This window comes from Lentzea sp. NBC_00516 (genome assembly GCF_036346835.1).
In the GTDB taxonomy this organism is placed as follows: Bacteria; Actinomycetota; Actinomycetes; order Mycobacteriales; family Pseudonocardiaceae; genus Lentzea; species Lentzea sokolovensis.
Genome location: NZ_CP107840.1, coordinates 9,626,509 through 9,651,792, shown reverse-complemented (window position 1 = coordinate 9,651,792; position 25,284 = coordinate 9,626,509). Strand labels below are relative to the sequence as shown.

At 69.6% G+C, this 25,284-nt stretch carries 21 protein-coding genes and 1 riboswitch; of the genes, 9 read left to right on the top strand and 12 right to left on the bottom strand.

The window, feature by feature from the left end; translation table 11 throughout:
• Positions 1-59 precede the first annotated feature (59 nt).
• Both OG205_RS45045 and OG205_RS45040 read left to right on the top strand, forming a co-directional pair.
• Positions 60-413, top strand: a complete 354-nt coding sequence (locus tag OG205_RS45045) for a DUF742 domain-containing protein (protein ID WP_330273850.1) — start codon at positions 60-62, stop codon at positions 411-413.
• A gap of 96 nt (positions 414-509) precedes the next feature.
• Positions 510-842, top strand: a complete 333-nt coding sequence (locus tag OG205_RS45040; protein ID WP_330278374.1) for a LapA family protein — start codon at positions 510-512, stop codon at positions 840-842.
• Here the strand turns inward: OG205_RS45040 and OG205_RS45035 are convergent.
• Entirely contained in the window at positions 796-3,420 is a 2,625-nt protein-coding gene (locus OG205_RS45035; RefSeq protein WP_330273849.1) for a helix-turn-helix transcriptional regulator, read from the bottom strand. The genes OG205_RS45040 and OG205_RS45035 overlap by 47 nt on opposite strands.
• Positions 3,421-3,701: 281 nt before the next feature.
• On the opposite strand from OG205_RS45035, the gene OG205_RS45030 reads away from it, so the two are divergent.
• Together OG205_RS45030 and OG205_RS45025 are read left to right on the top strand one after the other, a co-directional pair.
• Entirely contained in the window at positions 3,702-6,245 is a 2,544-nt protein-coding gene (locus tag OG205_RS45030; RefSeq protein ID WP_330273848.1) for a helix-turn-helix transcriptional regulator, read from the top strand.
• Between the two features lie 56 nt (positions 6,246-6,301).
• The gene (locus tag OG205_RS45025; protein ID WP_330273847.1) at positions 6,302-6,817 is read left to right on the top strand and encodes an EF-hand domain-containing protein; all 516 of its coding nucleotides are present in this window, start codon (positions 6,302-6,304) and stop codon (positions 6,815-6,817) included.
• Here the strand turns inward: OG205_RS45025 and folE are convergent.
• Positions 6,805-7,353: a GTP cyclohydrolase I FolE gene (gene folE / locus OG205_RS45020; protein ID WP_330273846.1), complete on the bottom strand. Its 549-nt coding sequence runs from the start codon at positions 7,351-7,353 to the stop codon at positions 6,805-6,807. The two genes, OG205_RS45025 and folE, sit on opposite strands and share 13 nt — an antisense overlap.
• 55 nt (positions 7,354-7,408) lie before the next feature.
• Here folE and OG205_RS45015 point away from each other — a divergent pair, with 55 nt between their 5' ends.
• A complete protein-coding gene (locus tag OG205_RS45015) occupies positions 7,409-8,086 on the top strand; it encodes a helix-turn-helix transcriptional regulator (protein ID WP_330273845.1) in 678 nt (225 codons plus the stop codon).
• Here the strand turns inward: OG205_RS45015 and cobN are convergent.
• Positions 8,047-11,610: a cobaltochelatase subunit CobN gene (gene cobN / locus OG205_RS45010; RefSeq protein ID WP_330273844.1), complete on the bottom strand. Its 3,564-nt coding sequence runs from the start codon at positions 11,608-11,610 to the stop codon at positions 8,047-8,049. The genes OG205_RS45015 and cobN overlap by 40 nt on opposite strands.
• 35 nt (positions 11,611-11,645) lie before the next feature.
• A riboswitch (cobalamin riboswitch) is annotated at positions 11,646-11,780 on the bottom strand.
• An 8-nt stretch (positions 11,781-11,788) separates the two neighbouring features.
• Here cobN and OG205_RS45005 point away from each other — a divergent pair.
• From OG205_RS45005 to OG205_RS44995, 3 genes are read left to right on the top strand one after another with little or no spacing between them, the layout of a single operon-like run.
• Entirely contained in the window at positions 11,789-12,865 is a 1,077-nt protein-coding gene (locus OG205_RS45005) for a hypothetical protein (protein WP_330273843.1), read from the top strand.
• Positions 12,862-13,482, top strand: coding sequence for a precorrin-8X methylmutase (locus tag OG205_RS45000; RefSeq protein WP_330273842.1), 621 nt, complete (start codon positions 12,862-12,864; stop codon positions 13,480-13,482). Before OG205_RS45005 ends, OG205_RS45000 begins: the two co-directional genes overlap by 4 nt.
• A complete protein-coding gene (locus OG205_RS44995; protein ID WP_330273841.1) occupies positions 13,479-14,945 on the top strand; it encodes a precorrin-2 C(20)-methyltransferase in 1,467 nt (488 codons plus the stop codon). Before OG205_RS45000 ends, OG205_RS44995 begins: the two co-directional genes overlap by 4 nt.
• On the opposite strand, the gene OG205_RS44990 is transcribed toward OG205_RS44995, so the two are convergent.
• The 9 genes from OG205_RS44990 to OG205_RS44950 form a co-directional block, all read right to left on the bottom strand.
• Positions 14,917-15,618: a cobalt-precorrin-6A reductase gene (locus tag OG205_RS44990; RefSeq protein ID WP_330273840.1), complete on the bottom strand. Its 702-nt coding sequence runs from the start codon at positions 15,616-15,618 to the stop codon at positions 14,917-14,919. The genes OG205_RS44995 and OG205_RS44990 overlap by 29 nt on opposite strands.
• Positions 15,615-16,355: a precorrin-4 C(11)-methyltransferase gene (gene cobM / locus OG205_RS44985; protein ID WP_330273839.1), complete on the bottom strand. Its 741-nt coding sequence runs from the start codon at positions 16,353-16,355 to the stop codon at positions 15,615-15,617. The genes OG205_RS44990 and cobM overlap by 4 nt, the downstream gene beginning before the upstream one ends.
• Positions 16,352-17,506: a precorrin-6y C5,15-methyltransferase (decarboxylating) subunit CbiE gene (gene cbiE, locus OG205_RS44980; protein ID WP_330273838.1), complete on the bottom strand. Its 1,155-nt coding sequence runs from the start codon at positions 17,504-17,506 to the stop codon at positions 16,352-16,354. The genes cobM and cbiE overlap by 4 nt, the downstream gene beginning before the upstream one ends.
• Positions 17,487-17,867 (bottom strand): TIGR03618 family F420-dependent PPOX class oxidoreductase, encoded by a 381-nt coding sequence (locus tag OG205_RS44975; RefSeq protein WP_330273837.1) that lies wholly within the window; start codon positions 17,865-17,867, stop codon positions 17,487-17,489. Before OG205_RS44975 ends, cbiE begins: the two co-directional genes overlap by 20 nt.
• A 74-nt stretch (positions 17,868-17,941) precedes the next feature.
• Complete coding sequence (locus OG205_RS44970) at positions 17,942-20,491, bottom strand: chitobiase/beta-hexosaminidase C-terminal domain-containing protein (protein WP_330273836.1); 2,550 nt, start codon at positions 20,489-20,491, stop codon at positions 17,942-17,944.
• A 133-nt stretch (positions 20,492-20,624) separates the two neighbouring features.
• Entirely contained in the window at positions 20,625-22,289 is a 1,665-nt protein-coding gene (locus OG205_RS44965) for an aminotransferase class V-fold PLP-dependent enzyme (protein ID WP_330273835.1), read from the bottom strand.
• Between the two features lies 1 nt (position 22,290).
• A complete protein-coding gene (locus tag OG205_RS44960; protein WP_442916696.1) occupies positions 22,291-23,049 on the bottom strand; it encodes an amino acid ABC transporter ATP-binding protein in 759 nt (252 codons plus the stop codon).
• Complete coding sequence (locus tag OG205_RS44955) at positions 23,036-23,869, bottom strand: amino acid ABC transporter permease (protein ID WP_330273833.1); 834 nt, start codon at positions 23,867-23,869, stop codon at positions 23,036-23,038. The genes OG205_RS44960 and OG205_RS44955 overlap by 14 nt, the downstream gene beginning before the upstream one ends.
• The gene (locus OG205_RS44950; RefSeq protein WP_330273832.1) at positions 23,859-24,761 is read right to left on the bottom strand and encodes an ABC transporter substrate-binding protein; all 903 of its coding nucleotides are present in this window, start codon (positions 24,759-24,761) and stop codon (positions 23,859-23,861) included. Before OG205_RS44950 ends, OG205_RS44955 begins: the two co-directional genes overlap by 11 nt.
• A 134-nt stretch (positions 24,762-24,895) precedes the next feature.
• Here OG205_RS44950 and trxA point away from each other — a divergent pair, with 134 nt between their 5' ends.
• Positions 24,896-25,276, top strand: a complete 381-nt coding sequence (trxA, locus tag OG205_RS44945) for a thioredoxin (RefSeq protein ID WP_319978940.1) — start codon at positions 24,896-24,898, stop codon at positions 25,274-25,276.
• The last annotated feature ends 8 nt before the right edge of the window (positions 25,277-25,284 follow it).

The window sequence follows — 25,284 nt, the reverse complement described above, 5'->3', positions numbered from 1 at the left end:
AACTGCCCCGTCAGCAACCGTTGCGCCAACGCCCACCGGAACCGCCACCGGAGTGGCCTGTGCAAGAGCAAGAACCGCCCCACGCCCCTGCTAGGGACAGCTCGCTCATTCGTCCCTACGCCCGCACCGGCGGCCGCACGACGGCCCGCCACGACCTGCGTCTGGAGACGCTGCTCTCCACCGACGAGGACCGGCTCCACCACGCCACCAACGACCAGGCGGCGATGATGCGCCTGTGTCTGCAGCCGCGGTCGGTCGCCGAGATCTCGGCGCTCATGAAGATCCCGCTCGGCGTCACGCGGGTGCTGCTGAGCGACCTGATCACGCTCAACCTGGTCGCGGTGCACGAGCCGGCCGCCCAGCCGAACGTCGCGTTGCTCGAACGCGTGCTGTCGGGGTTGCGCAAGTTGTAACCGTTCGCCAACGCGCGGGACGACGCACGGGCGCCGATAATGTGGATCGTGGCGAACCCGAGCGACGAGTCCCCGAAAACGCCGGTCACGGAACCGATCCCGGCCGCTCCGGCACCGGTCGCACCGAAGAAGACGACGCGGCCCACCCGGATCAGCGGTACCTGGGTCGCCGTGCTGGTGGCGATCGTCGTGCTGATCTTCCTGCTGATCTTCATCCTGCAGAACGGCGGCAACGCCACGATCCACTTCCTGTGGGGCGAGTTCAGCCTTCCCCTCGGGGTGGCGCTGCTGTTCGGCGCGATCGGCGGTGCGCTGCTCGTCGCCGTGGTCGGCGCGGCCCGCATCCTGCAGCTACGTCGTCAGGCCAAGCGGACCGCCACGCCTATTGGTCGTCCCGCGACCTCATCACCAGCTCGACGCGAGAGCTGATCTCCAGCTTGCGGAAGATCTTGCGCAGGTGGAAGTTCACCGTGTGCGGTGACATGAACAGCTGCGTGGAGATCTGCCGGTTCGTCTGACCCTTGGCCACCAGGTTCGCGATCGCCCGTTCGGTGTCGTCCAGACTGGACCATCCGGACGCGGGGCGCGCCGGAGCGGCCCTGCGGCGCCTGCCGAGCTTGCGCAACCGGCCCAGGACCCGCGCCCCGTCCCGTGACGCCCCGATCTCCCGGTACAGGCCGAGCGCGGTCTCCAGCGCCCTCACCGCCTCCGCCCGGTCCGGCGTGCCCGTGAGCAGCACGCCGAGGTCCTCGGCCGCGTTCGCCCGCGCCCACAGGTCGCGGTGCTGCTGTGCGGCCAGTTCCAGCAGCTTCGCGTCGGCGTCGAACAGACCGCGCGCGTGCACGGCGGCCGCGGCGACGGCGCCGAACCCGGGGTGTTCCTCGGCGAGCCGTTCCGCGCGGTCCACGACGGCCTTCGCCAGCCGCTCGTCCCCCGCCTCCAGCGCCCGGCGGACGAACCACCCGGCGGCGCGGGGTTCCTCCGCGAAGAGCCCCGACGACACCAGGCCCGGGTACTCGTCGGTGAGCAGCGCCAGCGCCTTCTCCAGCCCGGAGCCGACGTGCGTGACGAGCACGTCGGCCCACTGGTAGTAGGCGCGGGAGAAGAGGATCTCGTCGGCGGGGACCTGCTCGCGGTAGCGCTCGACGTGCTCGATCGCGGCGGGCAGGTCGCCGGTGTGGATCGCGACCATCGCCAGCACCGCCAGCGCGGGCGCCACCACCGTCTCGTGCCCGGTCTCCTCCGCCACCGTCAGCGCGGCGCGCGCCTCGACGGAGGCCTCCTCGATCCGCCCTGCCTGCAACAGGATCCGCGCCTGCACGACCGCGGTCATGACCTCCCTGGTCACCACCGCGGACGGCCCGCTGCGCACCCGCCGCACCACGTCGCCGGCGTCGGCGAACTCCCGCAGCCCCGCGAGCAGCGTCGCGAACAGCAGCTGCGGGTAGGCGCTGAGGTCGTGGGAGGTGCTCGATCGCGCGGCCTCGCGGGCGAGTTCGAGGGCGGCGCCGGGCCGTCCGGTGTCGCGCGCGATCGCCGCGAGAACGGCCAAAGCCGTTGCCAGCACGTCGTCCGGTGACCCCTGACGGGTGCGCACGACCTCCTCGGCGAGTTCCTCGGCGCGGCGCCGGTCGTGGCCGAGCAAGGCCATCAGCCGGGTGATCTCCACCCACGGCGCGAGTTCCGGGGCCAGATCGGGTTCGCGCAGCAACGCCTCGGAGATCTCCAGCGACTCGGTGTGCCGGGCGCCCAGCAACGTCGTCGTGGCCACGCAGTGCCGGAGTTTGGCCGCGGCTTCCGGGGACACGTGCCGGGACAGCGCTTCCCGCGCGAGCGCCTGCGCGGCGGTGAGCTTGCCGGCCGCGGTGAGCGCGCGCACCGCCATGACCGTGCGGTGGACCAGCGAAGCAGACGCTTGGTCGGTCAGTTCCAGCGCGCGCACCGCGAGTTCGGCGGCGGCCTCGGGGGCGTTCCACAGCACGGCTTTCGCGGCCGCGACGAGGCCGTCGATCGACCGGGCGTCGCCGCGCTGGGCGCCGTGCAGCAGGTGCCTCGCGGCCAGCACGGCGGAATCCCCGCGTGCCAGCAGCATCTCGCCGGCCTCGCGGTGCAGCGCGCGCCGCACGGGCAGGGGCACGGAGTCGGCGACCAGCCGCCAGAGCAGTTCGTGACGGAACGCCAGCCGGTCGTCCAGCGACGTCACGACGCCCGCGCCGATGACCTCGTCCAGTGCGGGCAACAGGATCGCGGTGCTCGACGCCAGCATCTCCGCGACGTCACCGGGTTCGAAGCGCGGCCCGAGCACCGAGGCGACCTGCAGGAGGTGCCTCGCCTTGCCGCTCAACGCACTCACGCGGTCGCGCAGCAACGCCTCGGTGGCGTGCGGCGAGCGGTCTGTCCTGATCGAGGCGTGCTCGGCGGTGACCACCACCTGGCCGTCCAGCCGGAGAGCGGCGAAGAGGCCGACCAGCGCGGCGGGATTGCCCTGGGCGAGCGAAGCAAGCGCTTTCAGGTCCTGGTCGGGGATGCCGCCGGTCAGGTCGGTCACGAGATCCTCGACCGCGTTGTCCGCCAACGGCCTCAGCTCGATCCGGGTCGCTCCGCGTCCTGCCGCGGCGGCGAACAGGCGGTCCGCGCCTTCGCCACGACGGCGGGCGAGCAGCCACACCACCTTCTCGTGCGTGGGCGCGGGTAACAGTGCGCGCAGCGCGGCCAGCGTTTCCGGCTCGGCCAGGTGGAGATCGTCCAGCACGACGAGTGCGGGGCCGTCCGGGCGGCGGTCGGCCAGGCGGGCCAGCAGGAACGGCTGATCGAACTCGTCCTGGGCGGTGGCCACCTCGAACCCGCGGCCGGCGGCGACGGCGGCGATCTCGGCCAGCAACCGCGTCTTCCCGGTGCCCGCCTCCCCCTCGATCAGCACCACACCGGTGCCCGCGTTCAGCACACCGCTCAGGAGCTCCCGTTCTCCCTCACGGCCGCGAAACACCCCGTCCCGATTCCCCGACACCCATTTTTCCTTTCGCTCCGCGGCGGCGGAGAACACTCGTTGCATTACCACAACGACCTGCACCACGACCAGCCCCGAAGCGCCTCTCCTAGGCCGTTGGGATGAGCGGGTGAGGCCGCCGCCACGCTGCCGCTACCCATTCGAGTAGTTGCCCGCGGGATCATACGTGCAGCCCTCCTGTTGAGACGCCCTTGACGCGGGAACCTTTACCTGGGCAAGTGGAGCGCTTTCTCCTAACATCAATTCCGCTGATACTTTCAGCGGCGGATTGTGGAGAGATCTTGGAAAACCGGCTGAAAGTGTGGTGCGCCGGAATCAGCGATCAGGTGGTGCCGGGCACGACCACGGTGGTGGAAGGCGCACCCGGCACGGGCAAGACGGCGGCACTGGACGACCTCGCCGCGCACTGGCGGGGACAGGTCGTGCGGGCGCGGGGCAGCGCGCTCGAAGGCGACCTGCCGTTCGGGATCGTGGCACAGCTCTTCGACCTGATCGACCCCGATCTCGTGCCCGCGGAAGCGATGAGTGCGTTGCAGCTCACAGCCGTGACCGCCGACTTTCCCGCGCTGCACGGCATCTATCGGCTGGCCGCCGGGCTGGCCGCGCGCGGCGATCTGCTCATCGTCGTGGACGACGCGCACTGGGCCGATGCCGCTTCCCTGCGCTGGCTCGCCTATCTGGCGTTGAGGGTGCAACGGCTGCCCATCGCTCTCGTGCTGGCCGTGGGGGTGGGCGAGCGATGTGACGATCCTTCTTACGGCGAGATCATGGCGGCGTGCCAACGGGTCACGCTGGACAACCTGACGCCGGCCGAGATCGGTGTGCTGGTCACGTCGGCGCTGGGTGAGGCCGCGCCCGAGTTCGTGACGGCCTGTGCGGAGGCGACCGGCGGGAACCCGCTGACGGTGACGCGGCTGCTCAAGGCGTTGGCGGAGGACCGGGTGCCGCCGACCGCCGAAGCGGCGTGGCGGGTCGCCCAGCGTGGCGCGGAGGTGGCCGGCGAGATCATGGCCGCCCGGCTGCGCCGCCGTCCGGCTGCTGTGGTGGCCGCGGCTCATTGCCTTGCGGCCCTGGGTTCTTCGCCGCATCCCGGCGTGCTGGCCGAGCTGACCCGGCTCAGTCCCGTCGAGCTGGCCGAGGCGGTCCGGACTGTCGAGTTGCTCGGCGTGGCCGGGCCCGCCGTCCTCGACGACATGCCGGCCGGTGCGCGGGCCGCGTTGCACCTTCGGGCCGCGCGGTCGTTGCGCACGCACGGCGCTACGGACCGGGCCGTCGCCGATCATCTGCTGGAGACCTCGCCCGGCCTGGAACCGTGGGCGGGCGAGGTGCTCGACCGGGCCGCGCAGGAGGCGGTGAACCACGGCGACACGGCCGGTGCCGCGCGGTTGCTGTGGCGGGCGTTGCGCGAACCGGTGGCGAACCCGTCACGGGCGTTGCGGCTGCTGGGAATCGCCGAGCTGGTCGGTAACCTGCCCGGCGCGACGGCCCGGCTGCGCGAGGCGTTCCAGTCCGATGTGGACGACGTGGAGTCCGCGGTGGCCCTGTCCTACGCGCTGCACGCCGAGGGCAACCCCGCCGAGATCCCCGCGGTTCTGGGCGGTTCCCCACTGGCCCAGGCACATCTGGCCGTGCACGGGCTGGTGTGGCAGGAGGCCGTGCCGTCGTCGGTGCCGCTCGACACGCCCGCCGGAGTGCTGCACCACGTGATGGTCGGGGACATCAGCGCCGCGGAGGCGGTTCCGCTCGTGTCGGCCACGGGCGTGCTGTCGTCGCTGGCGTCCGCGATGACGCTGAACCTGGCCGACTCGCTGGACGAGGCGCTGGCAGTGCTGGACGAGGTCGACCGCGCGCAGGCTCCGGCGTTGCGGGCGCTGACGAACGTGATGCGCGCGAACGTCCAGCGCCGCAAGGGAGATCTCGTCTCCGCCCGCGCCGACCTGGAGGTCGCGGCCGACCATCTGCGCCAGGACCGGCGCTGGCACGCGGTGTCGACGTGGCACGCCGCGTTGCTCGCCGACATCCTGCTCGAAGAGGGCCGCCTGGACGAGGCCGCCGTCGTCATCGCCGAGGCCTCGACGGACGGGGCGCGGCGCGTCTGGTCGTACGGCGGCGTGCTGACCGTGCGCGGACGGATGCTGACCGCACGAGGCGACGATCACGAGGCCCTGGAGGCGTTTCTGGCCGCAGGACGGCACTGCGCGGCGTGGCCGTACCGCAATCCGGCGGCGCTGGCGTGGCGTTCCGGCGCGGCGTTGGCGAGTGCCGCGATGGGCGACGGCGAACGGGCCCGCGAACTGGCCATGGAAGAGGTCACGCTGGCCCGCGACTGGGGCGCGCCCAGGGCGTTGGGCATGGCGTTGCGCGCGGCCGGCCGGGTGACGGCGGGTGCGGCCGGGCGGACGTTGCTGGAAGAGGCCGTGCGGGTGCTGCGTGGCTCCCCCGCCCGCCTGGAGCTGGCGCGCGCGTTGGTCGACCTCGGCGTCGTGGTGCGCCGTCAGGGCGACACGGCTTTCGCGCGCACCTGTCTGCGTGACGCGATGGACCTGGCGCAGAAGTGCGGATCCTCGGCGATGGCCGCGCGGGCCTACTCCGAACTGGTGGCGACGAGCGCCGGACCTCGGCGGATGCGCCAGACCGGCCCGACCGCGCTCACCCCGACGGAGCATCAGGTCGCGGAACTGGCGGCGCGCGGCCGTTCGGACGACGAGATCGCGTCCACGCTGCTCATGCCCGTCGACGGGGTCGAGGGCGTGCTCTCGGGGATCTACCGGAAGCTCGGTGTGTCCGGCCGTTTGCAGCTCGCAGATGCACTCTTTGTGGACTAGTTCGGACCCATTCGGCCGATAGTTCCCGTTGCGGCATTCAGCCTATGGTCCTGCGCATGGCGAGCGAATTTCAGCGCAGCAAGGTGCACCTGGTGTTCGGCGCGATGGACGTCACCGGTGACGGCTATCTGACCGAGGAGGACTTCCGGCTCCTCGCCGCGCGCTGGGCGGAACTGCGCGGCAGCGACGAGAAGTTGTTGTCCCAGGTGATGCTCGGCTGGTGGGCGACTCTGCAGTCGGCCGCGGGAGGAGCGGACAGGGTGACGCTGGACGACGTCCTGAACGTCGTGGACGTGTTGCCCACCAACATCGAGCCCGTGCTCGGCACCGCGGACGTGATGTTCGGTGCCGTCGACGCGGACGGCGACGACTACGTCTCCGAGGACGAGTACCGGGTGATGATCGAGGCCTGGCTCGGCCACGAGGGCACGACCGACTTCTCCGTCCTGGACCTCGACGGTGACGGCAGGCTCTCGCGGGCCGAGTTCGCCACCCTGTGGGCGGAGTTCTGGGCCGGCGACAACGCGGACGCCGCCGGCTCCTACGTGTTCGGGCCTGTTCAGGCGGCCTGAACGAGGGAGAAGAACTCCTGACGTGACGCGGGGTTCTCCCGCAGCACGCCCTTCAGCGCCGAGGTGACCGTGCGGGATCCGTTGACCCGCACGCCTCTGAGCGACATGCACATGTGCTCGGCCTCGATCACGACGCCGACCCCCTTGGGCGACAGGTGTTCCTGCAGCCAGTCGGCGACCTGCTTGGTGAGCCGTTCCTGCACCTGGAGGTCGCGGGCGAACATCTCCACGACCCGCGCGAGCTTCGACAGGCCCAGGATCCGTTCTCCCGGCAGGTATCCGACGTGCGCGACGCCGTGGAACGGCAGCATGTGGTGCTCGCACAACGACTGCACGGGGATGCTGCGCGCCAGCACGAGTTCGTCGTAGCCCTCGTCGTTCGGGAACGTCGTCATGGTGAAGGCGCGCGGGGTCAGCATCTCCTCGTAGGCCTCGGCCACGCGGCGCGGGGTGTCGGCCAGGTGCGCCGAGTACGGGTCCTTGCCCAGTGCCTTGAGAAGGTCCGTGACCGCTCGCTGCGCCGCCTCGACGTCCATGTTCGCCACGGTAGATCCGTTCGCCGAATTTAGTCAACAAGAGTAGGTTTTAGAGATGGCCGACCCCGTCGCCGCCGTCGCGGCCCTCGACGAGCCGAACCGCCGCCGGCTCTACGACTTCGTCGTGCACCAGACCGCGCCCATCAGCAAGGACGAGGCCGCGCAGGCCGCTGGGCTCCCCCGCACGACGGCCGCGTTCCACCTCGACAAGCTGGTCGAGATGGGCTTGCTCACAGTGGTGCACCAGCGGCGCACCGGCCGCACCGGACCTGGCGCGGGCCGGCCGGCGAAGCTGTACCGGCGCTCCGAGGAGCAGATCGAGGTGTCGCTGCCCAACCGCCGCTACGAGGCCGCGAGCCACCTGGTCACGGACGCGTTGATGGAGGCGGAGAGCACCGGCGAGCCTCCGCGCGAGATCCTCAACCGGCGTGCCCACGAGTGGGGCGCGGACCTGGCCTCCATGGCCTCGGGCGATCTGACCGGGGCGTTGGGAGACTTCGGTTTCGAGCCCCGGACCGAGGGCGAGGAGATCCTGCTGGGCAACTGCCCGTTCCACAGCCTGGCGCAGCGGCACGCGCAACTGGTGTGCGGCATGACCCTGTGCCTGATCAACGGCCTGCTGGACGGGATCAAGGCGAACGGCGTGTCCGCCCGCCTTGATCCGTCACCGGGTCATTGCTGCGTCCGGGTCGTTCAGACGCCGTCCTCGAGGTCGCCCTCGGTCTCGAGGTAGGCCGCCCGCAGCGCGTCCAAAGTGGACTCCTCCGGGTGCTCCCACATCTTGCGCTCGGCCGCCTCCAGCAGACGCTCGGCGATGCCGTGCAACGCCCAGGGGTTGCTGGTCTGCAGGAACTTCCGGGTCTCCGGGTCGAGCACGTACGACTCGGTCAGCTTCTCGTACATCCAGTCCGCGACGACACCGGTCGTGGCGTCGTAGCCGAACAGGTACTCGACCGTCGCCTGCAGCTCGAACGCGCCCTTGTAGCCGTGGTTGCGCATCGCGCCGATCCAGCGCGGGTTCACCACGCGGGCGCGGAAGATCCGTGAGGTCTCCTCGGTCAACGTACGCGTGCGGACGGCCTCGGGGCGCGTGCTGTCACCGACGTACGCGGCGGGTGCCTTGCCCGTCAACGCCTTCACCATCGTGACCATGCCGCCGTGGTACTGGAAGTAGTCGTCCGAGTCGGCGATGTCGTGCTCGCGGGTGTCGATGTTCTTGGCCGCCACCGCGATCCGCCGGTACGCCGACTCCATGTCCGCGCGCGCCGCCACCCCGTCCACACCACGCCCGTACGCGTAACCGCCCCACACCGCGTAGACCTCGGCGATGTCGGACGAGTCGCGCCAGTTGCGGCTGTCGATCAACGGCAGCACACCCGCGCCGTACGCGCCCGGCTTGGAACCGAAGACGCGCAACGTGGCCCTGCGCTGGTCGCCGTGCTCCTCCAGGTCCTTGAGCATGTGCGCCCGCACGAAGTTCTGCTCCGCGGGCTCGTCCAGCGCGGCCACCAGCTGCACGGCATCGTCCAACATGGACACGACGTGCGGGAAGGCGTCCCGGAAGAAGCCGGAGATGCGGATCGTGACGTCGATGCGCGGCCTGTCCAGCTCCTCCAGCGAGACGACCTCGAGGCCGGTGACGCGGCGCGACTGGTCGTCCCACACCGGCCGCACGCCCAGCAGCGAGAACACTTCGGCGATGTCGTCACCGGCGGTGCGCATCGCGGACGTGCCCCAGACCGACAGACCGACCGAGGGCGGCCACTCGCCGTCGTTCTCCTCGCGGTAGCGGGCGAGCAGCGAGTCGGCCATCGCCTGACCGGTCTCCCAGGCGAGCCGCGACGGGATGGCCTTCGGGTCGACCGAGTAGAAGTTGCGGCCGGTCGGCAGCACGTTCACCAGGCCGCGCAACGGAGAACCCGACGGGCCGGCCGGGATGTAGCCGCCGTCCAGAGCGTGCAGGACGTTCGTCATCTCGTCGGTGGTGCGCGCCAGCCGGGGCACGACCTCGACCGCCGCGAACTCCAGGATCTTCTGCACGTCCTCGGACTCGTGCAGAGTCTTGGCCACTTCCCGGTTCCAGCCCGCGTCCTCCATGGCCTGAACGAGCCCGCGCGCGATTTCCTCAACCGCGTCAACGTCTTCGCGACCCGTGGTCGTGAGGCCGAGAGCCTCGCGCAGACCGGGCAGCGCGGCGACCTGACCGCCCCACATCTGTCGTGCCTGCAACATGGCGAGCACGAGGTTGACGCGAACGCTGCCGGTCGGCGCCTCGCCGAGGATGTGCAGGCCGTCGCGGATCTGGACGTCCTTGACCTCGCAGAGCCAGCCGTCGACGTGCAGGATGAACTCGTCGAACTCCGCCTCGTGCGGCCGGTCCTCGAGGCCGAGGTCGTGGTCGAGCTTGGCGGCCTGGATCAACGTCCAGATCTGCGCGCGGGCCGCCGGCAGCTTGGCCGGGTCCATCGCGGAGATGTTGCCGTACTCGTCCAGCAACTGCTCCAGGCGCGCGATGTCGCCGTAGCTGTCGGCGCGGGCCATCGGCGGCACGAGGTGGTCGACCAGCGTGGCGTGCGCGCGGCGCTTGGCCTGCGTGCCCTCACCGGGGTCGTTGACGAGGAACGGGTAGACCAGCGGCAGATCGCCGAGCGCCGCGTCCGTGCCACAGGATGCCGACATGCCGACGGTCTTGCCGGGCAACCACTCCAGGTTGCCGTGCTTGCCGACGTGCACGACCGCGTCCGCGCCGAAGTTCGACTCGATCCACCGGTACGCCGCGAGGTAGTGGTGCGACGGCGGCAGGTCCGGGTCGTGGTAGATCGCGATCGGGTTCTCGCCGAACCCGCGCGGCGGCTGCACGATCACGACGACGTTGTTGGACCGCAACGCGGCCAGCACGATCTCGCCGTCCTTGGACTTGCTGTGGTCCACGAAGAGCGTGCCAGGGGCCTCGCCCCAGTGCTCCTGCATCGACTCGCGGAAGTCCTCGGGAAGCGTCTCGTAGAACTCCCGGTAGTCCGCGGCCGCGATGCGCACGGGGTTGCTCTCGAACTGCTCCTGCGTCAGCCAGTCCGCGTCCTGACCACCGGCCGCGATCAACGCGTGGATCAGCGCGTCGCCGTCCAGCTCCTGCACACCCGGCAGCGCGTCGCCGATGTCGTAACCGTGCTCCTGCATGGCCTTCAGCAACCGCACGGTCGACGCCGGCGTGTCCAGGCCGACCGCGTTGCCGATGCGGGAGTGCTTGGTCGGGTACGCCGACAGCATCACCGCGATCTTGCGCTCCGCGACCGGGATGTGCCGCAGCCTGCCGTGCCGGACCGCGATGCCCGCGACGCGCAGCGCCCGTTCCGGGTCGGCCACGTAGACGGTGAGGCCGTCGGAGTCGATCTCCTTGAAGGAGAACGGAACCGTGATGATCCGGCCGTCGAACTCGGGGATCGCGACCTGGGTCGCGGTGTCCAAAGGAGACAGTCCGTCGTCGTTCTCGTCCCACGACTCGCGGCTCGACGTGAGGCACAACCCCTGCAGGATCGGCACGTCGAGCGCGGCTTGCGCGCCGACGTCCCACGCGTCGTCGTCGCCACCGGCGGACGCCTTCGCGGGGTTCGTGCCGCCCGCCGCGAGCACCGTCACGACGAGCGCGTCGGCTTGGCGCAGCGTGTCGAGCAGTTCGGGTTCGGCGGTGCGCAGCGAGGAGCAGAAGACCGGCAGGGGCTTCCCGCCCTTGGCCTCGATCGCGTCGCACAGGGCGTGGACGAAGGCAGTGTTCCCGGCCACGTGATGCGCGCGGTAGTAGAGCACCGCGACCGTCGGGCCTTCTGGGGTGCCCTCGCGTTCCAGCACACCCCACGTGGGGGTGGCGGCGGGGGCCTCGAAGCCGTGGCCGGTCAGCAGCACGGTGTCCGACAGGAACTTGTGCAGCTCGGTGAGGTTCGCCGGACCGCCGTGCGCGAGGTAGAGGTGCGCCTCGGCGCACACGCCACCGGGCACCGTCGACAGCTCCATCAGCGCGGCGTCCGGCTGCTGCTCGCCGCCGAGCACCACCACCGGCAGGCCGCACGCCAGCAGCCAGTCGAGGCCTTCCTCCCACATCCGGCGCCCGCCGAGGATGCGCACGAGGACGAGGCTGACGTCCTGGATCAACTCGGGCAGGTCGTCGGTCGTGAGTCGCGCGGGGTTGCCGAGCCGGTACTCGGCGCCGCTCGCACGCGCCGACAGCAGGTCGGTGTCGGAGGTCGACAGCAACAGGATCACGCAGGCTCCATCCCTCGTGGGGTCCTCGCCCCAAAGTGCGGGTGACTGGCGAAGCGGAGTTCCTGACTCCCAGCGGTGTTCGCTGGTCACAGTGGCGGGACCGCGCCGGATTCACACCGGCTTCCTCCTGCGCTTCGTCGTTCGGGCTCACCCTAACCGGCGGGTTACAGTCCGACCTATGCGTAGTCACCCGGACGCCTGCCCCGGCGCCGTCGAGCTGCACGCCGCGGCCGACGGCGGGCTGGCGCGCATCCGGGTGCCGGGCGGCACTCTTTCCGCTGCTCAGTGGGACGTCGTGCGCCTCGCGTCGCTCGAACTCGGCACCGGCTCGGTCGAACTGACCTCGCGGGCGAACCTCCAGATCAGGGGGCTGGCGGACGGCGTGGAACTGGGCGCGCGACTGGCCGCGGCCGGACTGCTGCCCTCCGCGTCGCACGAGCGGATCCGCAACATCATCGCCGCCCCGCTGGACGACAACCAGGCGCTGGTCGACGCGATCGACGCGGCCCTGTGCGCGGACCCGGCGCTGGCTTCGCTACCAGGGCGTTTCCTGGTGACGGTCGGGGCCTCGGTGAGCGGGCTGGGCGGCGACATCGGCCTGGCAGGCGACGTGCTCCTGCTCGCCGGCCGCGACACCGGCATCCGCGTCACCGACCCCGTCGACGCGGTGGTCACCGCCGCCCGCCTCTTCCAGCAGCTCCGCGGCGCGTCCTGGCGCCTGTCCGAAGTGGACGACGGTGTGCGAAAGATCACCGCCCACTTCGGCGCCTCCTCCGAGGCCTTGTTCGTCCCGGCTGTGACTCCTGTCGCACCTTCACCGTTGACCCCAGGCGTTCCACTGGGCCGGCTCGACGCCCACCAACTCCCGGGCGTCCCGCTCCGCCTGACCCCGTGGCGCAGCCTGGTCGTCCCCGCCGGCACCGACACCTCCGGCCTCATCACCGACCCGGTCTCCCCGTGGCACGGCGTCAGCGCCTGCACCGGACGCCCCGGCTGCGCGAAGTCGCTCTCCGACGTACGCGCCGATGCGCGCGCTTGGGTCAACGGCCGCACACGGCCCGATGCGCACACACGGCCCGATGCGTCCGACCACACACACGCGCCAGGCCGGGTACCCCCAATTTCAATTCTAGGGAGCAGGTCCGACACTCCCGGCGCCGTGCACTGGTCGGGCTGTGCCCGCCGCTGCGGTCGTCCCGCCGGCGATGTGACCGAGTTCGTCGCGACCGGCGACGGCTACGAGGAGATCCGTTGACGCAGTACATCAGGGACGGGGCGGAGATCTACCGCCAGTCCTTCGCCACCATTCGCGCGGAGTCGGACCTCACCAGGTTCCCCGCCGACGTCGCGAAAGTCGTCGTCCGCATGATCCACGCGTGCGGCATGACCGACCTGCCGGACGACGTCGCATTCTCCCCGAACGTCGTGCGCGACGCCCGGGAGGCGTTGCGGAACGGTGCGCCGATCCTGTGCGACGCCAACATGGTCGCGTCCGGCGTGACCCGCCGCCGCTTGCCCAAGGACAACGAAGTCCTTTGCTACCTGCAGGATCCGCGGACACCGGAGCTGGCGCAGACCATCGGCAACACGCGCAGCGCCGCCGCCCTGGAGCTGCTCGCGGACCGGTTCGACGGCGCGGTGATCGCGATCGGCAACGCCCCCACGGCGTTGTTCCACCTCCTCGACCTGATCGCCGCCGGAGCCCCGAGGCCCGCCGCGGTCCTGGGCATCCCGGTCGGGTTCATCGGGGCCGCGGAGTCCAAGGAAGCTTTGGCCGCAACGGATCTGGAGCACCTCGTGGTGCGCGGCCGGCGCGGCGGCAGTGCCATGACGGCGGCGGCCATCAACGCGATTGCGAGCGAAGAAGAATGACGGGCAAGCTCTACGGCGTCGGCCTGGGTCCCGGCGACCCGGAACTCCTGACGGTCAAGGCCGCGCGGCTCATCAACGAAGCCGACGTGGTGGCGTACCACAGCGCCCGGCACGGCAAGTCGGTCGCGAAGACCATCGCGGCGCCCTACTTCCGCAGCCAGGACGATCCGAATCCGCAGATCATGGAACAGCTCGTCTACCCGGTCACCACTGAGGACACGGACGACTACCAGGGTGAGATCGACGCCTTCTACGAGGAGGCCGCCGCCAAGCTGGCCGCGCACCTCGACGCCGGACGCGTCGTCGTCGTCCTGGCCGCTGGAGACCCGTTCTTCTACGGCTCCTACATGCACATGCACAAACGCCTGGCCGACCGCTACGAGTGGGAGGTGGTCCCCGGCGTCACGTCCGTGAGCGGCGCTTCAGCAGTACTCGGCACACCGCTCGTGGAACGCGACGAGGTGCTCACGATCCTGCCGGGCACGCTGCCGCCCGCCGAACTCGCGACCAGGCTCGCCGACACCGACAGCGCCGCGATCCTCAAGCTGGGCCGCACTTTCGGCAACGTCCGCGAGGCCCTCGAAACGGCCGGCCGGCTCGACGGCGCGTGGTACGTCGAACGCGCCACCACCGGCCGTCAGAAGATGTCGCCGCTGGCCGACGTCGATCCCGAGAGCGTCCCGTACTTCTCGCTGGCCCTGCTGCCGAGCCAGTCCAAGCCCGCCAAGCCGAAGGGCGAGGTCGTGGTCATCGGCCTCGGTCCCGGCGCCCGCGCGTGGCTCACCCCGGAGGCCCGCCAGGAACTGGAGGCCGCCGACGAACTGGTCGGCTACAGCACCTACCTCGACCGGGTTCCGGAACGCCCTGGCCAGAAGCGCCATTCCTCGCACAACCAGGTCGAGTCCGAACGCGCGGCCTTCGCCCTGGACCTCGCGCGGAAGGGCGCGCGGGTCGCCGTCGTGTCGTCGGGCGACCCCGGCGTCTTCGCGATGGCCACCGCGGTGCTGGAAGTGGCCGCGGAGACCCAGGACGTGCCGGTGCGCGTCATCCCCGGTGTGACGGCCGCGAACGCCGTGGCCGCCAAGGCGGGCGCGCCTCTCGGGCACGACTACGCCGTGATCTCGTTGAGCGACCGGCTCAAGCCGTGGGACGTCATCGCCGAACGGCTGGAAGCCACCGCCAAGGCCGACCTGGTCATCGCGATCTACAACCCGGCGTCCAAGGCCCGCACCCACCAGGTGGCGGACATGCGCGACCTGCTGCTCCAGCACCGCGCCCAGGAGACGCCGATCGTCGTCGGACGCGATGTCGGCGGCCCGGAGGAGGAGATCCGCGTCCTCACGCTCGGCGCGCTCGACCCGGCCACGATCGACATGCGCTGCCTGCTGATCATCGGCTCGTCGCAGACGATCTTGACGCCTCAGGGAGTCGTCTTCACGCCCCGACGGTACCCAACCAGCTGACGGCACCGTCGACGTCGGCCACCGTTTCCGCAGGTGGGAGCGGTGGCCGACGCACGATCACGACCGGCACACCGAGACGGCGCGCGGCTTCGAGCTTGGCCGACGTCATCGAGCCGCCGCTGTCCTTGGTCACCAGGACGTCGATCTCCCGGGACCGCATCAGCTCCAGCTCACCGTCCACAGTGAACGGTCCGCGCGACAGCAGCACCTCGATCCGTTGTGGCATCGGCGGTTCCGGCGGCTCGACCATCCGCGCCAGGAACCACTGCGGGCACGCGGCGAACTCGGCGAGGTCCTGTCGTCCGGTCGTCAGGAACACCCGCGCCCCAGGCAGATCGCGCGCGGCATCGGCAACGCTGTCGACCCAGTGCCACCCGGGCTGCGGCGTGAATCCAGGCCGCCGCAGGATCAGGAACGGGACGCCGAGTTGAGAGCAAGCCTCGAAAGCGTTCGAGGTGATCTGCCGAGCGAACGGGTGCGTGGCATCGACCACGGCGCTGACATCGTTGTCCCGCAACCACTGCGCGAGCCCGTCGACACCGCCGAACCCGCCGATCCGAACCTCACCGACAGGCAACCGAGGCGAACTGACACGCCCCGCCAGCGAGGAAACAGCCGGTACACGGGATGCGAGCTCGCGCGCCTCCCCCGTTCCGCCGAGGATCAGGATCATCGAACGCGCGTGGCCGAGTACAGGTGACTGTCCGGGAACTGCGTCGCCCCCAGCACCTGCCCCACGATGATCACCGCGGTCCGCTTGATCCCGGCGGCCTCGACCTGCGCCGCGATGTCGTCCAACGTCCCGCGCAACACGACCTCGTCCTCACGGGACGCATAGGCGACGACCGCGACCGGGCAGTCCAGGCCGTAGTTCGGCACCAGTTCCGCGACCACGTCCGAGATCCGCTGCACGGCCAGGTGCAACACGAGGGTCGCGTGACTGCGACCCAACGTGTCGAGGTCCTCACCGTCCGGCATCGGCGTGGCACGCTGCGAAGTCCTCGTCAGGATGACCGTCTGCCCGACACCCGGCACGGTCAGTTCACGCTGCAACGACGCCGCCGCGGCCGCGTAAGCCGGCACCCCGGGCGTCACGTCGTAAGCGATCTCCAGCGCGTCCAACCGGCGCATCTGCTCGGCCATCGCGCTGAACACCGAGGGGTCCCCGGAGTGCAGCCGGGCCACGTCCAGCCCCTGTTCCGAGGCCGCGACCAGCTCGGCGACGATCTCGTCCAGCGTCAGCGAAGCGGTATCGATCTTGCGCGCCCCGTCAGGGCAGAAGTCCAGCAACTCCACGGGCACCAACGCGCCCGCGTACAGACAGACCGGCGACGACTCGATCAACGAGCGCCCCCGCACCGTGATCAGGTCGGCCGCACCGGGCCCGGCCCCGATGAAGTGCACGGTCACTTGGTAACGCTCCACGTCGTCACGGGCATGTGCGGCCGCCAGCCGGTGAACTTGCCGACGGCGGAGCCGCGGTTCACCGCGATCCGCACCAGGTCGCCACCGAGCCGCGCGTACCACTGCGCCACCACGGCCTCGGACTCCAGCGTCACGGCGTTCACCACCAGACGACCGCCGGAAGCCAAAGCGTCCCAGCAGGCCTGCATCACGCCGGGCACGGTCACGCCGCCGCCGACGAAGATCGCGTCGGGCTTCTCCAGCCCCTCCAACGCGTCCGGCGCCCGTCCGATGTGGACCTCCACACCCGGCACACCCAGAGACGCAGCGTTACCGGCGATTCGCTCTGCGCGTTCGGCCGACTGCTCGATGGCGATGACGCGGCAGGTCGGATGCGTGCGCGCCCACTCGATCGCGATGGAACCCGACCCGGACCCGACGTCCCACAGCAGCTGCCCCGGCAGCGGCGCCAATCTCGACAACGAAATAGCCCGCACCTCTCGCTTCGTCAGCTGACCATCGGATTCGTAAACGTCATCAGGCAGTCCGGGAACCCGCGAGAGAGCGCTCCCGCTGTACTCGACCGCGATCACGCACAACGGATCCGAGTCCTGCCCGGACCAAGGGTAAACCCGCTCGGCGGGCCCACCTAGCTGTTCGAGCACAACGATCTGCCCGTCCGCGCCGACAACCTCGGCGACAGCGGCCGGGTCACCACCGAGCACGAGCACGCGCCGTCCCGGAGTCAACACGGGCCGTAGCAAATCGATCGAACGCGCCACCAGGGACACGACCTCGACCTCGTTCAACGCCCACCCGAGCCGCGCACAGGCCAGCGACACCGACGACGGATGCGGGATCACCGTCACGCGGTCGCCGAGCAACCGGACCAGGGTCGTGCCGATGCCGTGGAACATGGGGTCACCGGACGCCAGCACGCACACGTCCCGATACTTCTCGAACAACTCGGGCAACGCCGGTACCAGCGGCGACGGCCACGCGACCCGCTCGAACTCCCCCGGCACCAGGTCGAGCTGGCGCCGCGACCCCATCACCACCCGCGACCTGGAAACTGCCTGCTGAGCGGCGGGCGACAGCCCATTCCACCCGTCGGCCCCGATGCCGACGACAACGACGTCAGACGGTGCCGGTGACACGCTTCACCTGGATCTCGATCACGACGCGCTGCGGATTCACCCGCGGCTGCTTGTAGCGCAGCGCATACCGCCGCACGGCCTCGTCGACGGATTCCACGTCGTCGCGCACGACCGCCGGACCCTCCAAGGTGGACCAACGCCGACCATCCACCTGGCACACAGCGGCGTACCCGGCCTTGCGAACGTGCTTGACCTTCCACGACGCGCCGCTGGTGATCACCCGCGCGACACCGGCCTCGGCGTCGAGCGTGACCCCGACCGGGACGACGTGCACAGTCCCGTCGGGACGGACGGTGGACAACGTGCACAGGTGCCGTTCAGCCCAGAACTCGGCGAACTCGGCGCCCCGCTCGATCGACATGGCCGCATCATAGGTGGCGGCAGCGATACGGCCCGTCACCAGGAGGAGGTGACGGGCCGTACTTCAGGGCAGCACTACGGGTAGTTGACGACGTTCACCGGCACGGTGCCCGGCGGCGTCACCGCCCCCACGTCGTTGATCACGTGGGTGATCGTTCCCTGGTAGTTGAGCGACACGGTCAGCAGGTTGTGCATCCGGACGCCGGATCGGTTGGGCACCTCGAACGCGTGCTCCGCTCTCACCGACGGGTTGACGTTGAAGAAGCAGTAGCTGCCGAGCCCCCACGCCTCGTGCGTGGTGACGCTGTCCGCGACCTTGTAGGCCGCGTAGCCCGTCACCCCGTTGGGAGCATTCCAAGCCGCCTGGTTCGGCACGTCGTACGGCATCTCGTTCTGGTAGAAGATGGTCCGTCCGCCGTTGCCGTTCCAGATGACCTGGTACTTCTGGTAGTGCTCGACGAACAGGCCGGTGGCCAGCACGTCGTTGCCGTTCACGACCAGGCCGGTGTCACCGATGGCCTCGTTCCAGCCCCAGGTGCCGGCGTTGCCGTGGTCGGCGCGCCAGATCCAGCTGTGGTCGATGATCGTGTTGTTGCTGTTGACGACGAGGCTGTTGGTCGCCTTGCCCGCGACCGCCCCGCCGACGCGGAAGAACACGTCCTGCAGCGTGGTCGGGTTGGACGCGTGCGAGGCCGAGGAGCCCGCGGGGCCGACGGTCAGCAGCGAGCTCGACAGGGTGGTGCCGGCGTCGAACAGGATGCCCTTGATCCGCACGCCGTCGACGTCCGCGACCTGCATCGCGGTGACGCCGTTCTGCGGCACGATCGTCGCGTAGCCGATGCCCAGCACGACGGTGTTGGGCCGCGTGATGTTGATCGTCTGGTTGACGTTGTAGATGCCGGGCGTGAAGAACAGGTTGCAGCCCTGACCCAGCGCCGCGTTGATCGTCGCGGCGGTGTCGCCGGACTTCACGACGTAGAACTGGCTCATCGGCAACGACGTGCCGGGCGTGCCGCCGTTGATCCACGACGCACCGGAAGCGTTGGTGCGCAACGAAGGCAAGAAGACCCGGTACTGGTTGCCGTCGAGGTAGAGGTACGGCACGTCGCGCGAGATCGGCGTCGTCGCGAGGTTCGTCGACGGCGGGCTCGGGAACGTGGTCGCGGGTGCGCCCGGCGTACCGGAGAACACCATGTTCCACACGCCGCCGTTCCAGCTGCCGTAGTTCGTGTCCCGCGTGTACCACTGCTGCTGCGAGACCGACGCCGTCTGACCGGACACGCGGCTGTCAGCCGTGTAGCCGCCGGACGCGAACCCGTAGCTCGCCGGGTACAGCGCCAGGTTGCCGCGGATGTCCATGCGACGGAACGGCGCGGCCTGCGCGACCGCCCACCGGTTGGTGCCGCTGGCCGGGTTGACGGCCATGTTCTCGGCGGAGCGCCAGAAGTTCTGCAGCGCCACGCCCTTGTCGGACTCGTTGAACGCGTCCACGGTGATGTCACCGTTGATCAGCACGTCACCGGGGTTGCGGCCGAGACCCGAGACGGACGTGTAGTAGCCGACGTCGTCGTGGATGCCGCTGTAGGTGCCGGGCTTGAACAGGTGCGCGACCCGCCGCGGTGCCATCTGCGCCGTGATCGTGTCCTTCTGGTTGTTGAAGTCGATGTCGAGCTGCGTCTGGATGCTCGTCGCCGACATGCTCGGGTCGAAGATGCGCGTGTTCGGCCCGAAGTTCGGGTTGTCGGACTGCGTACAACCCTGCTGCGTGCCGATCGTGTACGTCGCGCTGGCCACGGCCGAGTTCGCGAGCCCCGACTTGATACCGATCGCGTTGACGGTCCTGTTGCTGGGCACCGAGATCGGCCCGCTGTACAAGGTCGACGACGAGGTCGGCGTCGAGCCGTCCACTGTGTACCGGATCGCGGAGCCGGAGGTCGCGGTGGAGATCGTCACCGTCTGCGCGGACGCGTAGGCGCCGCCCGGCGGACTGAACGTCGGCGTGGCGACCGGCGTGCCGATCACGTACGACGCGCTGCCGACCGACGAGTTCGCCTGACCCGACTTGATACCAATCGCGTTGATGGTCCTGTTGCTGGGCACCGAGATCGGGCCGCTGTACAGGGTCGAACCGCTGGTCGGCGTCGAGCCGTCGATCGTGTAGCGGATCGTCGCGCCGGACGTGGCGGTCGAGATCGTCACCGTCTGCGCGGTCGAGTACGTACCGCCGGGCGGGCTGAACGTCGGCGTCGCGACCGGTTGCGACGCGCCGTTGTGCGTGTAGCTGAAGTGCGGAGTGTCGTACTGAGGCCCGGACTTCTCGTAGGTGAACCAGTAGTCGATCACCGTGCCGGACGACAGCGACCCGACGGTCTTCTGCCAGGTCCCGGCGTTGTTGGTCATCCGGAAGTTCTGCTGCCCCTGGCCGGAGATCAGGTAGTGCACGTCGACGTAGACAGCAGGGGTCGTCGGCGTGAAGTTGATCCGGGCCTGAGTCGAGTCGATCGCGGTCACGTTCTGCGTGTAGTCGTCGGCCGCGTACGCGGCCTCGACCGTCGCCAATGACGACAGGGCAATCGCTACGGCGGCCAGTCCGCGCCGCCATCTCACCTTTGAGAGCGCTCTCACACCTGGAACGGTAAAGCCGAGATGACGGTGAGGGAAGACGTAAGTTACGGGAAAGCTCCCAGACTCCACCGGAACGCGAACCGGGGACCGGGACTGTTCTCACCCGAACGAGCGGTGCGCCACCGGAACCTGCTCAGGTCCCTCGGTTCTCGTTGAGGTAGTTGTAGATCGTGTAGCGGGTGACCTCCAGGACGCCCGCCAGGTGGTCGACCGAGTCGCGGATGAGGAAGAAGCCCGCCTCGTCCAGCACTCGGACGACCTGCGACTTGTGCACCTTCTTCATCAGCTCGACGGGCACGCCCATGTCGGCGATCGCCTTCTCGACGAGCACGCGCTGAAGCGTGTCCACGTCCTGTGGAAACGACTCCACGGGCCCGGAAGCCTCGTGTGCCGCGAGTTTGTTGACGCACAAGCAGCCCACGGCCACGCCGGCCGCGTCGCGCACGAAGGTCGTCGACGACCAGATCGCGCGGCCGTCCGGGGCGTAGGTCTCGTAGCCGGGCATGTCGGTGGTCGTGCCGCGCCGGACGAGGCCCAGCAACAGGTCTGTCATCGGGCCGCCCACCTGGCGGCCGGTCAGCGAGCCGGCGATCGCGATGATCGAGTTCGGCAGCCTGGACAGGTCGTGCACGACGACCTCGGTGTCCGGGCCCAGGGCCGAGGCGAGGCTGTCGATGGTCGGCACCAGCGCGGACAGCGCAGCCGGGATCGGGGAGGAAGCCGAGGCGGACAACGACTTCAGGGCGGCCCGCAGGCGTTCGAGGGTGGCGCGTGAGGTGGTGGCGTGCGGGGACAGGCGGACATGCTCGGGGCGGATCGTGGCGGTGATTCCGAAGGCGTTCAACGCTTCCCCGACCACTGAGGCGGCTTCGGGCATGGTGAAAGCGAGGATGCCGGCGCGGCGTTCGCGGGCGGACACGATCTTGCCGCCGCTCGACAGCACGATCTCCTCGACCTCCGCGACGATCTCGCTCACCGCCGAGTCCAGCGAGGAAACGCCGGCCAGTTCGACGAGTTCCAGTGCTTCCGCGAAGGCGCCGGACACGACCGGGGAGAGGTTCGTGATGTTCCACGAGGCGGCGTCCGGGGCGGCGGCGTGCACCGAGTCGTCGAACAGGCCCGCGTCCACGGCGCCGGTCCAGCCCGACAACACCGGCGTCAGCCTCTCCAGGGCGCGGTCCGACAGCACGACGAAACCGGTGCTCCAGCCTGCCCGCAGCCACTTCTGGCCACCGACGACCAGCACGTCGGCCAGTTCCCACGGTTCGTCGACGACGCCGAAGCCCTGGATGCCGTCCACGATCAGCAGGCGATCGCCGACGACCTCGCGCAACGTCGCCAGGTCCGCGCGGTAGCCGGTGCGGAAGTCCACAGAGGACACCGACAGAGCGGAAACGTCACCGGTCAGATGGGTTGCGACGGCCGCGGGATGCACGGGACCGTCCAGCACGACCGACGGAAGTCCCGCCCGCACCCACGGATAGGTGTTGGACGGGAACTCCGCGGCCGAGTACATGACCGTGCCCGACAGGCCGAAGGCCGCCTGGAACAGGCCGATCGACGTGTTCGGCACCAGGGCCACGTGGTCGGTGTCGGTGCGGCACAACCGCGCGACAGCGGCCTTCACCCGTTGTTCCTCGCGCATCAGCGTGTCCACAGTGGACGGACCGGCGAGGGACGCCTGTTCCATCAGGCGCGAGGTCGCCGTCACCACCGCCAGGGACGGTGGGCCGAAGCGGGCGAAGTCGAGATACCCCTCCGGTTCGCGGAACTGGGCGAGGTACGGGGCGTCGATCAACTCAGAGCACCTTTGCGAGGAACTGTTGCGTGCGCGGCTGCTGCGGATTGTCCAGCACGTCGGCCGGCGTGCCGCTCTCCACCACGGCGCCGTCGACGAGGAACACCACGCGGTCGGCGACCGAGCGGGCGAAGCCGATCTCGTGAGTGACCACGATCATCGTCATGCCGTCGCGGGCGAGCGAGGTCATGACGTCGAGCACCTCGCCGACCAGCTCCGGGTCCAACGCGGACGTGGGCTCGTCGAACAGCATCAGCTTGGGCTTCATCGCCAGGGCACGCGCGATCGCAACACGTTGCTGCTGACCACCGGAGAGCTGGCCGGGATAGGCGGAAGCCTTCTCGGACAGTCCCACCCTTTCCAGCAGCGCCAACGCTTCCGCGCGCACCTCGGACCGGTTCCGGCCGAGGACCTGGACCGGGCCCTCCATGATGTTCTCCAGCGCCGTGCGGTGCGGGAACAGGTTGAACCGCTGGAACACCATGCCGACGTCGCGCCGCTGGTGGGCCGCGTCGCGTTCGCGCAGTTCGTAGAGCTTCCCGCCCGCGGCACGGAACCCGACGGGCACGCCGTCGACCCAGATCCGGCCGGCGTCGATCGTCTCCAGGTGGTTCACGCAGCGCAGGAACGTCGACTTGCCCGCACCCGACGGCCCGAGCAGGCAGACGACCTCGCCGCGCTCGACCTCCAGGTCGATGCCCTTGAGCACCTCGGTGTGGCCGAACGACTTGCGGACCCCAATCGACTCAACGAGGGCCATAAGCACGCTCCAGGTAGTGCTGCCCGATCGACGCGACGGACACCATCACGAGGTACCAGGCCGCGGCGGCGAACAGGGTCTCCATGATCTCCAGGTTGCGCGAGGAGATGTTGTTCGCGGCGTGGATGAGCTCCAGGAAGGCGATCACCGACGCCATCGAGGTGCCCTTGATCATGTTGATGAAGTTGTTGCCGGTCGGCGGGATGATCACGCGCATCGCCTGCGGCAGAACGACTCGGCGCAACGTCGTCAGCGGCGTCATGCCGATCGACTTGGCTGCCTCGGTCTGGCCCTCGTCGACGCTGCTCAGGCCCGCGCGGACGATCTCGGCCATGTAGGCGCTCTCGTTGAGACCCAGGCCGAGCAGCGCCGCGACGAACGCGGTCATGACCACGTTGGTGGGCACGGAGAACAGCCCCGGGATGCTGATGTTCTGGAACACCAGCGCGAGGTTGAACCAGATCAGGATCTGCAGCAGCACCGGCAGGCCGCGGAACAGCCAGATGTAGCCGACCGCGAACCACCGCGCGACGGGGTTCGCCGACAGTCGCATCAACGCGACGATCACGCCGAGGAGGATCGCGCCACCCTGCGCGGCCAGAGCCAGCACGATGGTGTTGAGCAGGCCTTCGAGCATCACGGGGTGCGTGAAGAACCCCGGCACGTCCTCCCACTGGATCTGCGCCTCGGCCATCGCCCAGCCGAGCCCCGCGATGACCAGGAGGATCATCGCGCCGCTGAACCACCGCCAGGGGTGGCGCAGCGGCACGACGGTGAGCTCCCCCTGCTGGAGCTCACTGGTCTGGAGATCACTTGCCATTGATCGCGGCCTTCGTGATCGCACCCTGCTTGATGTCCCAGGTGGTGACGATCTTCTCGTAGGTGCCGTCGTCGATCAGGGACTGCAACGCGCCCTTGATCGCCTCGGACAGCTTGGCGTTCTTCTTCGCGACACCGATGCCGTACGGGCCGCCGTTGATCGGAGCGAGCGGCACGACCTCGAAGTACTTGCCGTCACCCGCGGTCTTCGCGACGTAGACGGCGGTCGGCAGGTCGTTGAGGATGGCGGCGACGCGGCCGGTGCGCAGCTGGTTCTGGTTGCCGGTGTCGCTGTCGGTGACGCTCAGCGTGACCTCGGGCTTGCCGGCGGCCAGGCACTTCTGGCTCTGCTCCTTGCCGAACTGCTCCTGCGAGCTGCCCAGGTTCACCGCGATGCCCTTGCCGCACAGGTCGTCGACCGACTTGACGCCCTGCGGGTTGCCCTTCTGCACCATGATCGTGATGCCGGAGGTGAAGTAGTCGACGAAGTCGATCTTCTGCTGGCGCTCGGCGGTGTCGTTCATCGCGGCCATCGTCACGTCGACGCGGCCGGTCTCCAGGCTGGTGATCAGCGAGCTGAACGCCATGTCGCTGTGCTCGGCCTTGAGCCCGAGCTTCGCGGAGATCGCCTTGATCAGGTCGACCTCCGACCCCAGCGGCGTCTTGCCGTCCTGGTCGTAGAAGTTGTTCGGCGGGTTCTGGATGTTCGACCCCACCTTCAACGTGCCGGCCGAGGCGATCTCGGGCGGCAGCAGCGCGGCGAGCGCGTCGTCCTTCTTGACCGAGCCCAGGTCGGACGACGGAGGCGTGGACGTCTGAGCGGGGTCAGACGTGGACCCGCAGGCGGCGAGCCCCAGTACGAGCAGCGAGGTCACGAGCAGGCGCGGCTTCATGGCGGGGACCGTACAACGTCCAGTTGAAGACGTCCACAAAAAGTTGAAACCAGGCGTGACCGGGAGCACGCGGGGAATTCCATCGGCCTCTGCTCCGTTGGATCGGGTGCCCCCAGCAAACGAGGAGGACCAACATGGCGACGGTCGAGCTGACCAAGGAGAACTTCGACGAGGTGGTCGGTGACTCCGACGGCTCCGGCATCGTCCTGGTCGACTTCTGGGCCGAGTGGTGCGGTCCGTGCCGCGCGTTCGGGCCCACTTACGAGGCCGCGTCGGACAAGAACGAGGACATCGTGTTCGGCAAGGTCGACACGGAGGCGCAGCAGGAGCTCGCGGCCACGTTCGGCATCCGGTCGATCCCGACGTTGATGATCGTGCGCGAAGGCGTCGTGCTGTTCTCGCAGCCGGGCGCGCTGCCCGCACCCGCGCTGAACGACCTGATCCAGCAGGCGCGCGAAGTGAACATGGAAGAGGTCCACGCGAAGGTCGCGGAGGCGCAGGCCCAGCAGGGCTGATTGGTCTA

Excerpts from the sequence above, each read along its gene's own strand:
- OG205_RS44955 (WP_330273833.1), bottom strand. The coding sequence starts at position 23,869 with ATGGCAAGTGATCTCCAGACCAGTGAGCTCCAGCAGGGGGAGCTCACC.
- OG205_RS44960 (WP_442916696.1), bottom strand. The coding sequence starts at position 23,049 with ATGGCCCTCGTTGAGTCGATTGGGGTCCGCAAGTCGTTCGGCCACACC.
- OG205_RS45005 (WP_330273843.1), top strand. The coding sequence starts at position 11,789 with ATGCGTAGTCACCCGGACGCCTGCCCCGGCGCCGTCGAGCTGCACGCC.
- OG205_RS44975 (WP_330273837.1), bottom strand. The coding sequence starts at position 17,867 with ATGTCGATCGAGCGGGGCGCCGAGTTCGCCGAGTTCTGGGCTGAACGG.
- OG205_RS45025 (WP_330273847.1), top strand. The coding sequence starts at position 6,302 with ATGGCGAGCGAATTTCAGCGCAGCAAGGTGCACCTGGTGTTCGGCGCG.
- folE (WP_330273846.1), bottom strand. The coding sequence starts at position 7,353 with ATGGACGTCGAGGCGGCGCAGCGAGCGGTCACGGACCTTCTCAAGGCA.
- OG205_RS44950 (WP_330273832.1), bottom strand. The coding sequence starts at position 24,761 with ATGAAGCCGCGCCTGCTCGTGACCTCGCTGCTCGTACTGGGGCTCGCC.
- OG205_RS44990 (WP_330273840.1), bottom strand. The coding sequence starts at position 15,618 with ATGATCCTGATCCTCGGCGGAACGGGGGAGGCGCGCGAGCTCGCATCC.
- OG205_RS44995 (WP_330273841.1), top strand. The coding sequence starts at position 13,479 with ATGACGGGCAAGCTCTACGGCGTCGGCCTGGGTCCCGGCGACCCGGAA.
- OG205_RS45015 (WP_330273845.1), top strand. The coding sequence starts at position 7,409 with ATGGCCGACCCCGTCGCCGCCGTCGCGGCCCTCGACGAGCCGAACCGC.
- trxA (WP_319978940.1), top strand. The coding sequence starts at position 24,896 with ATGGCGACGGTCGAGCTGACCAAGGAGAACTTCGACGAGGTGGTCGGT.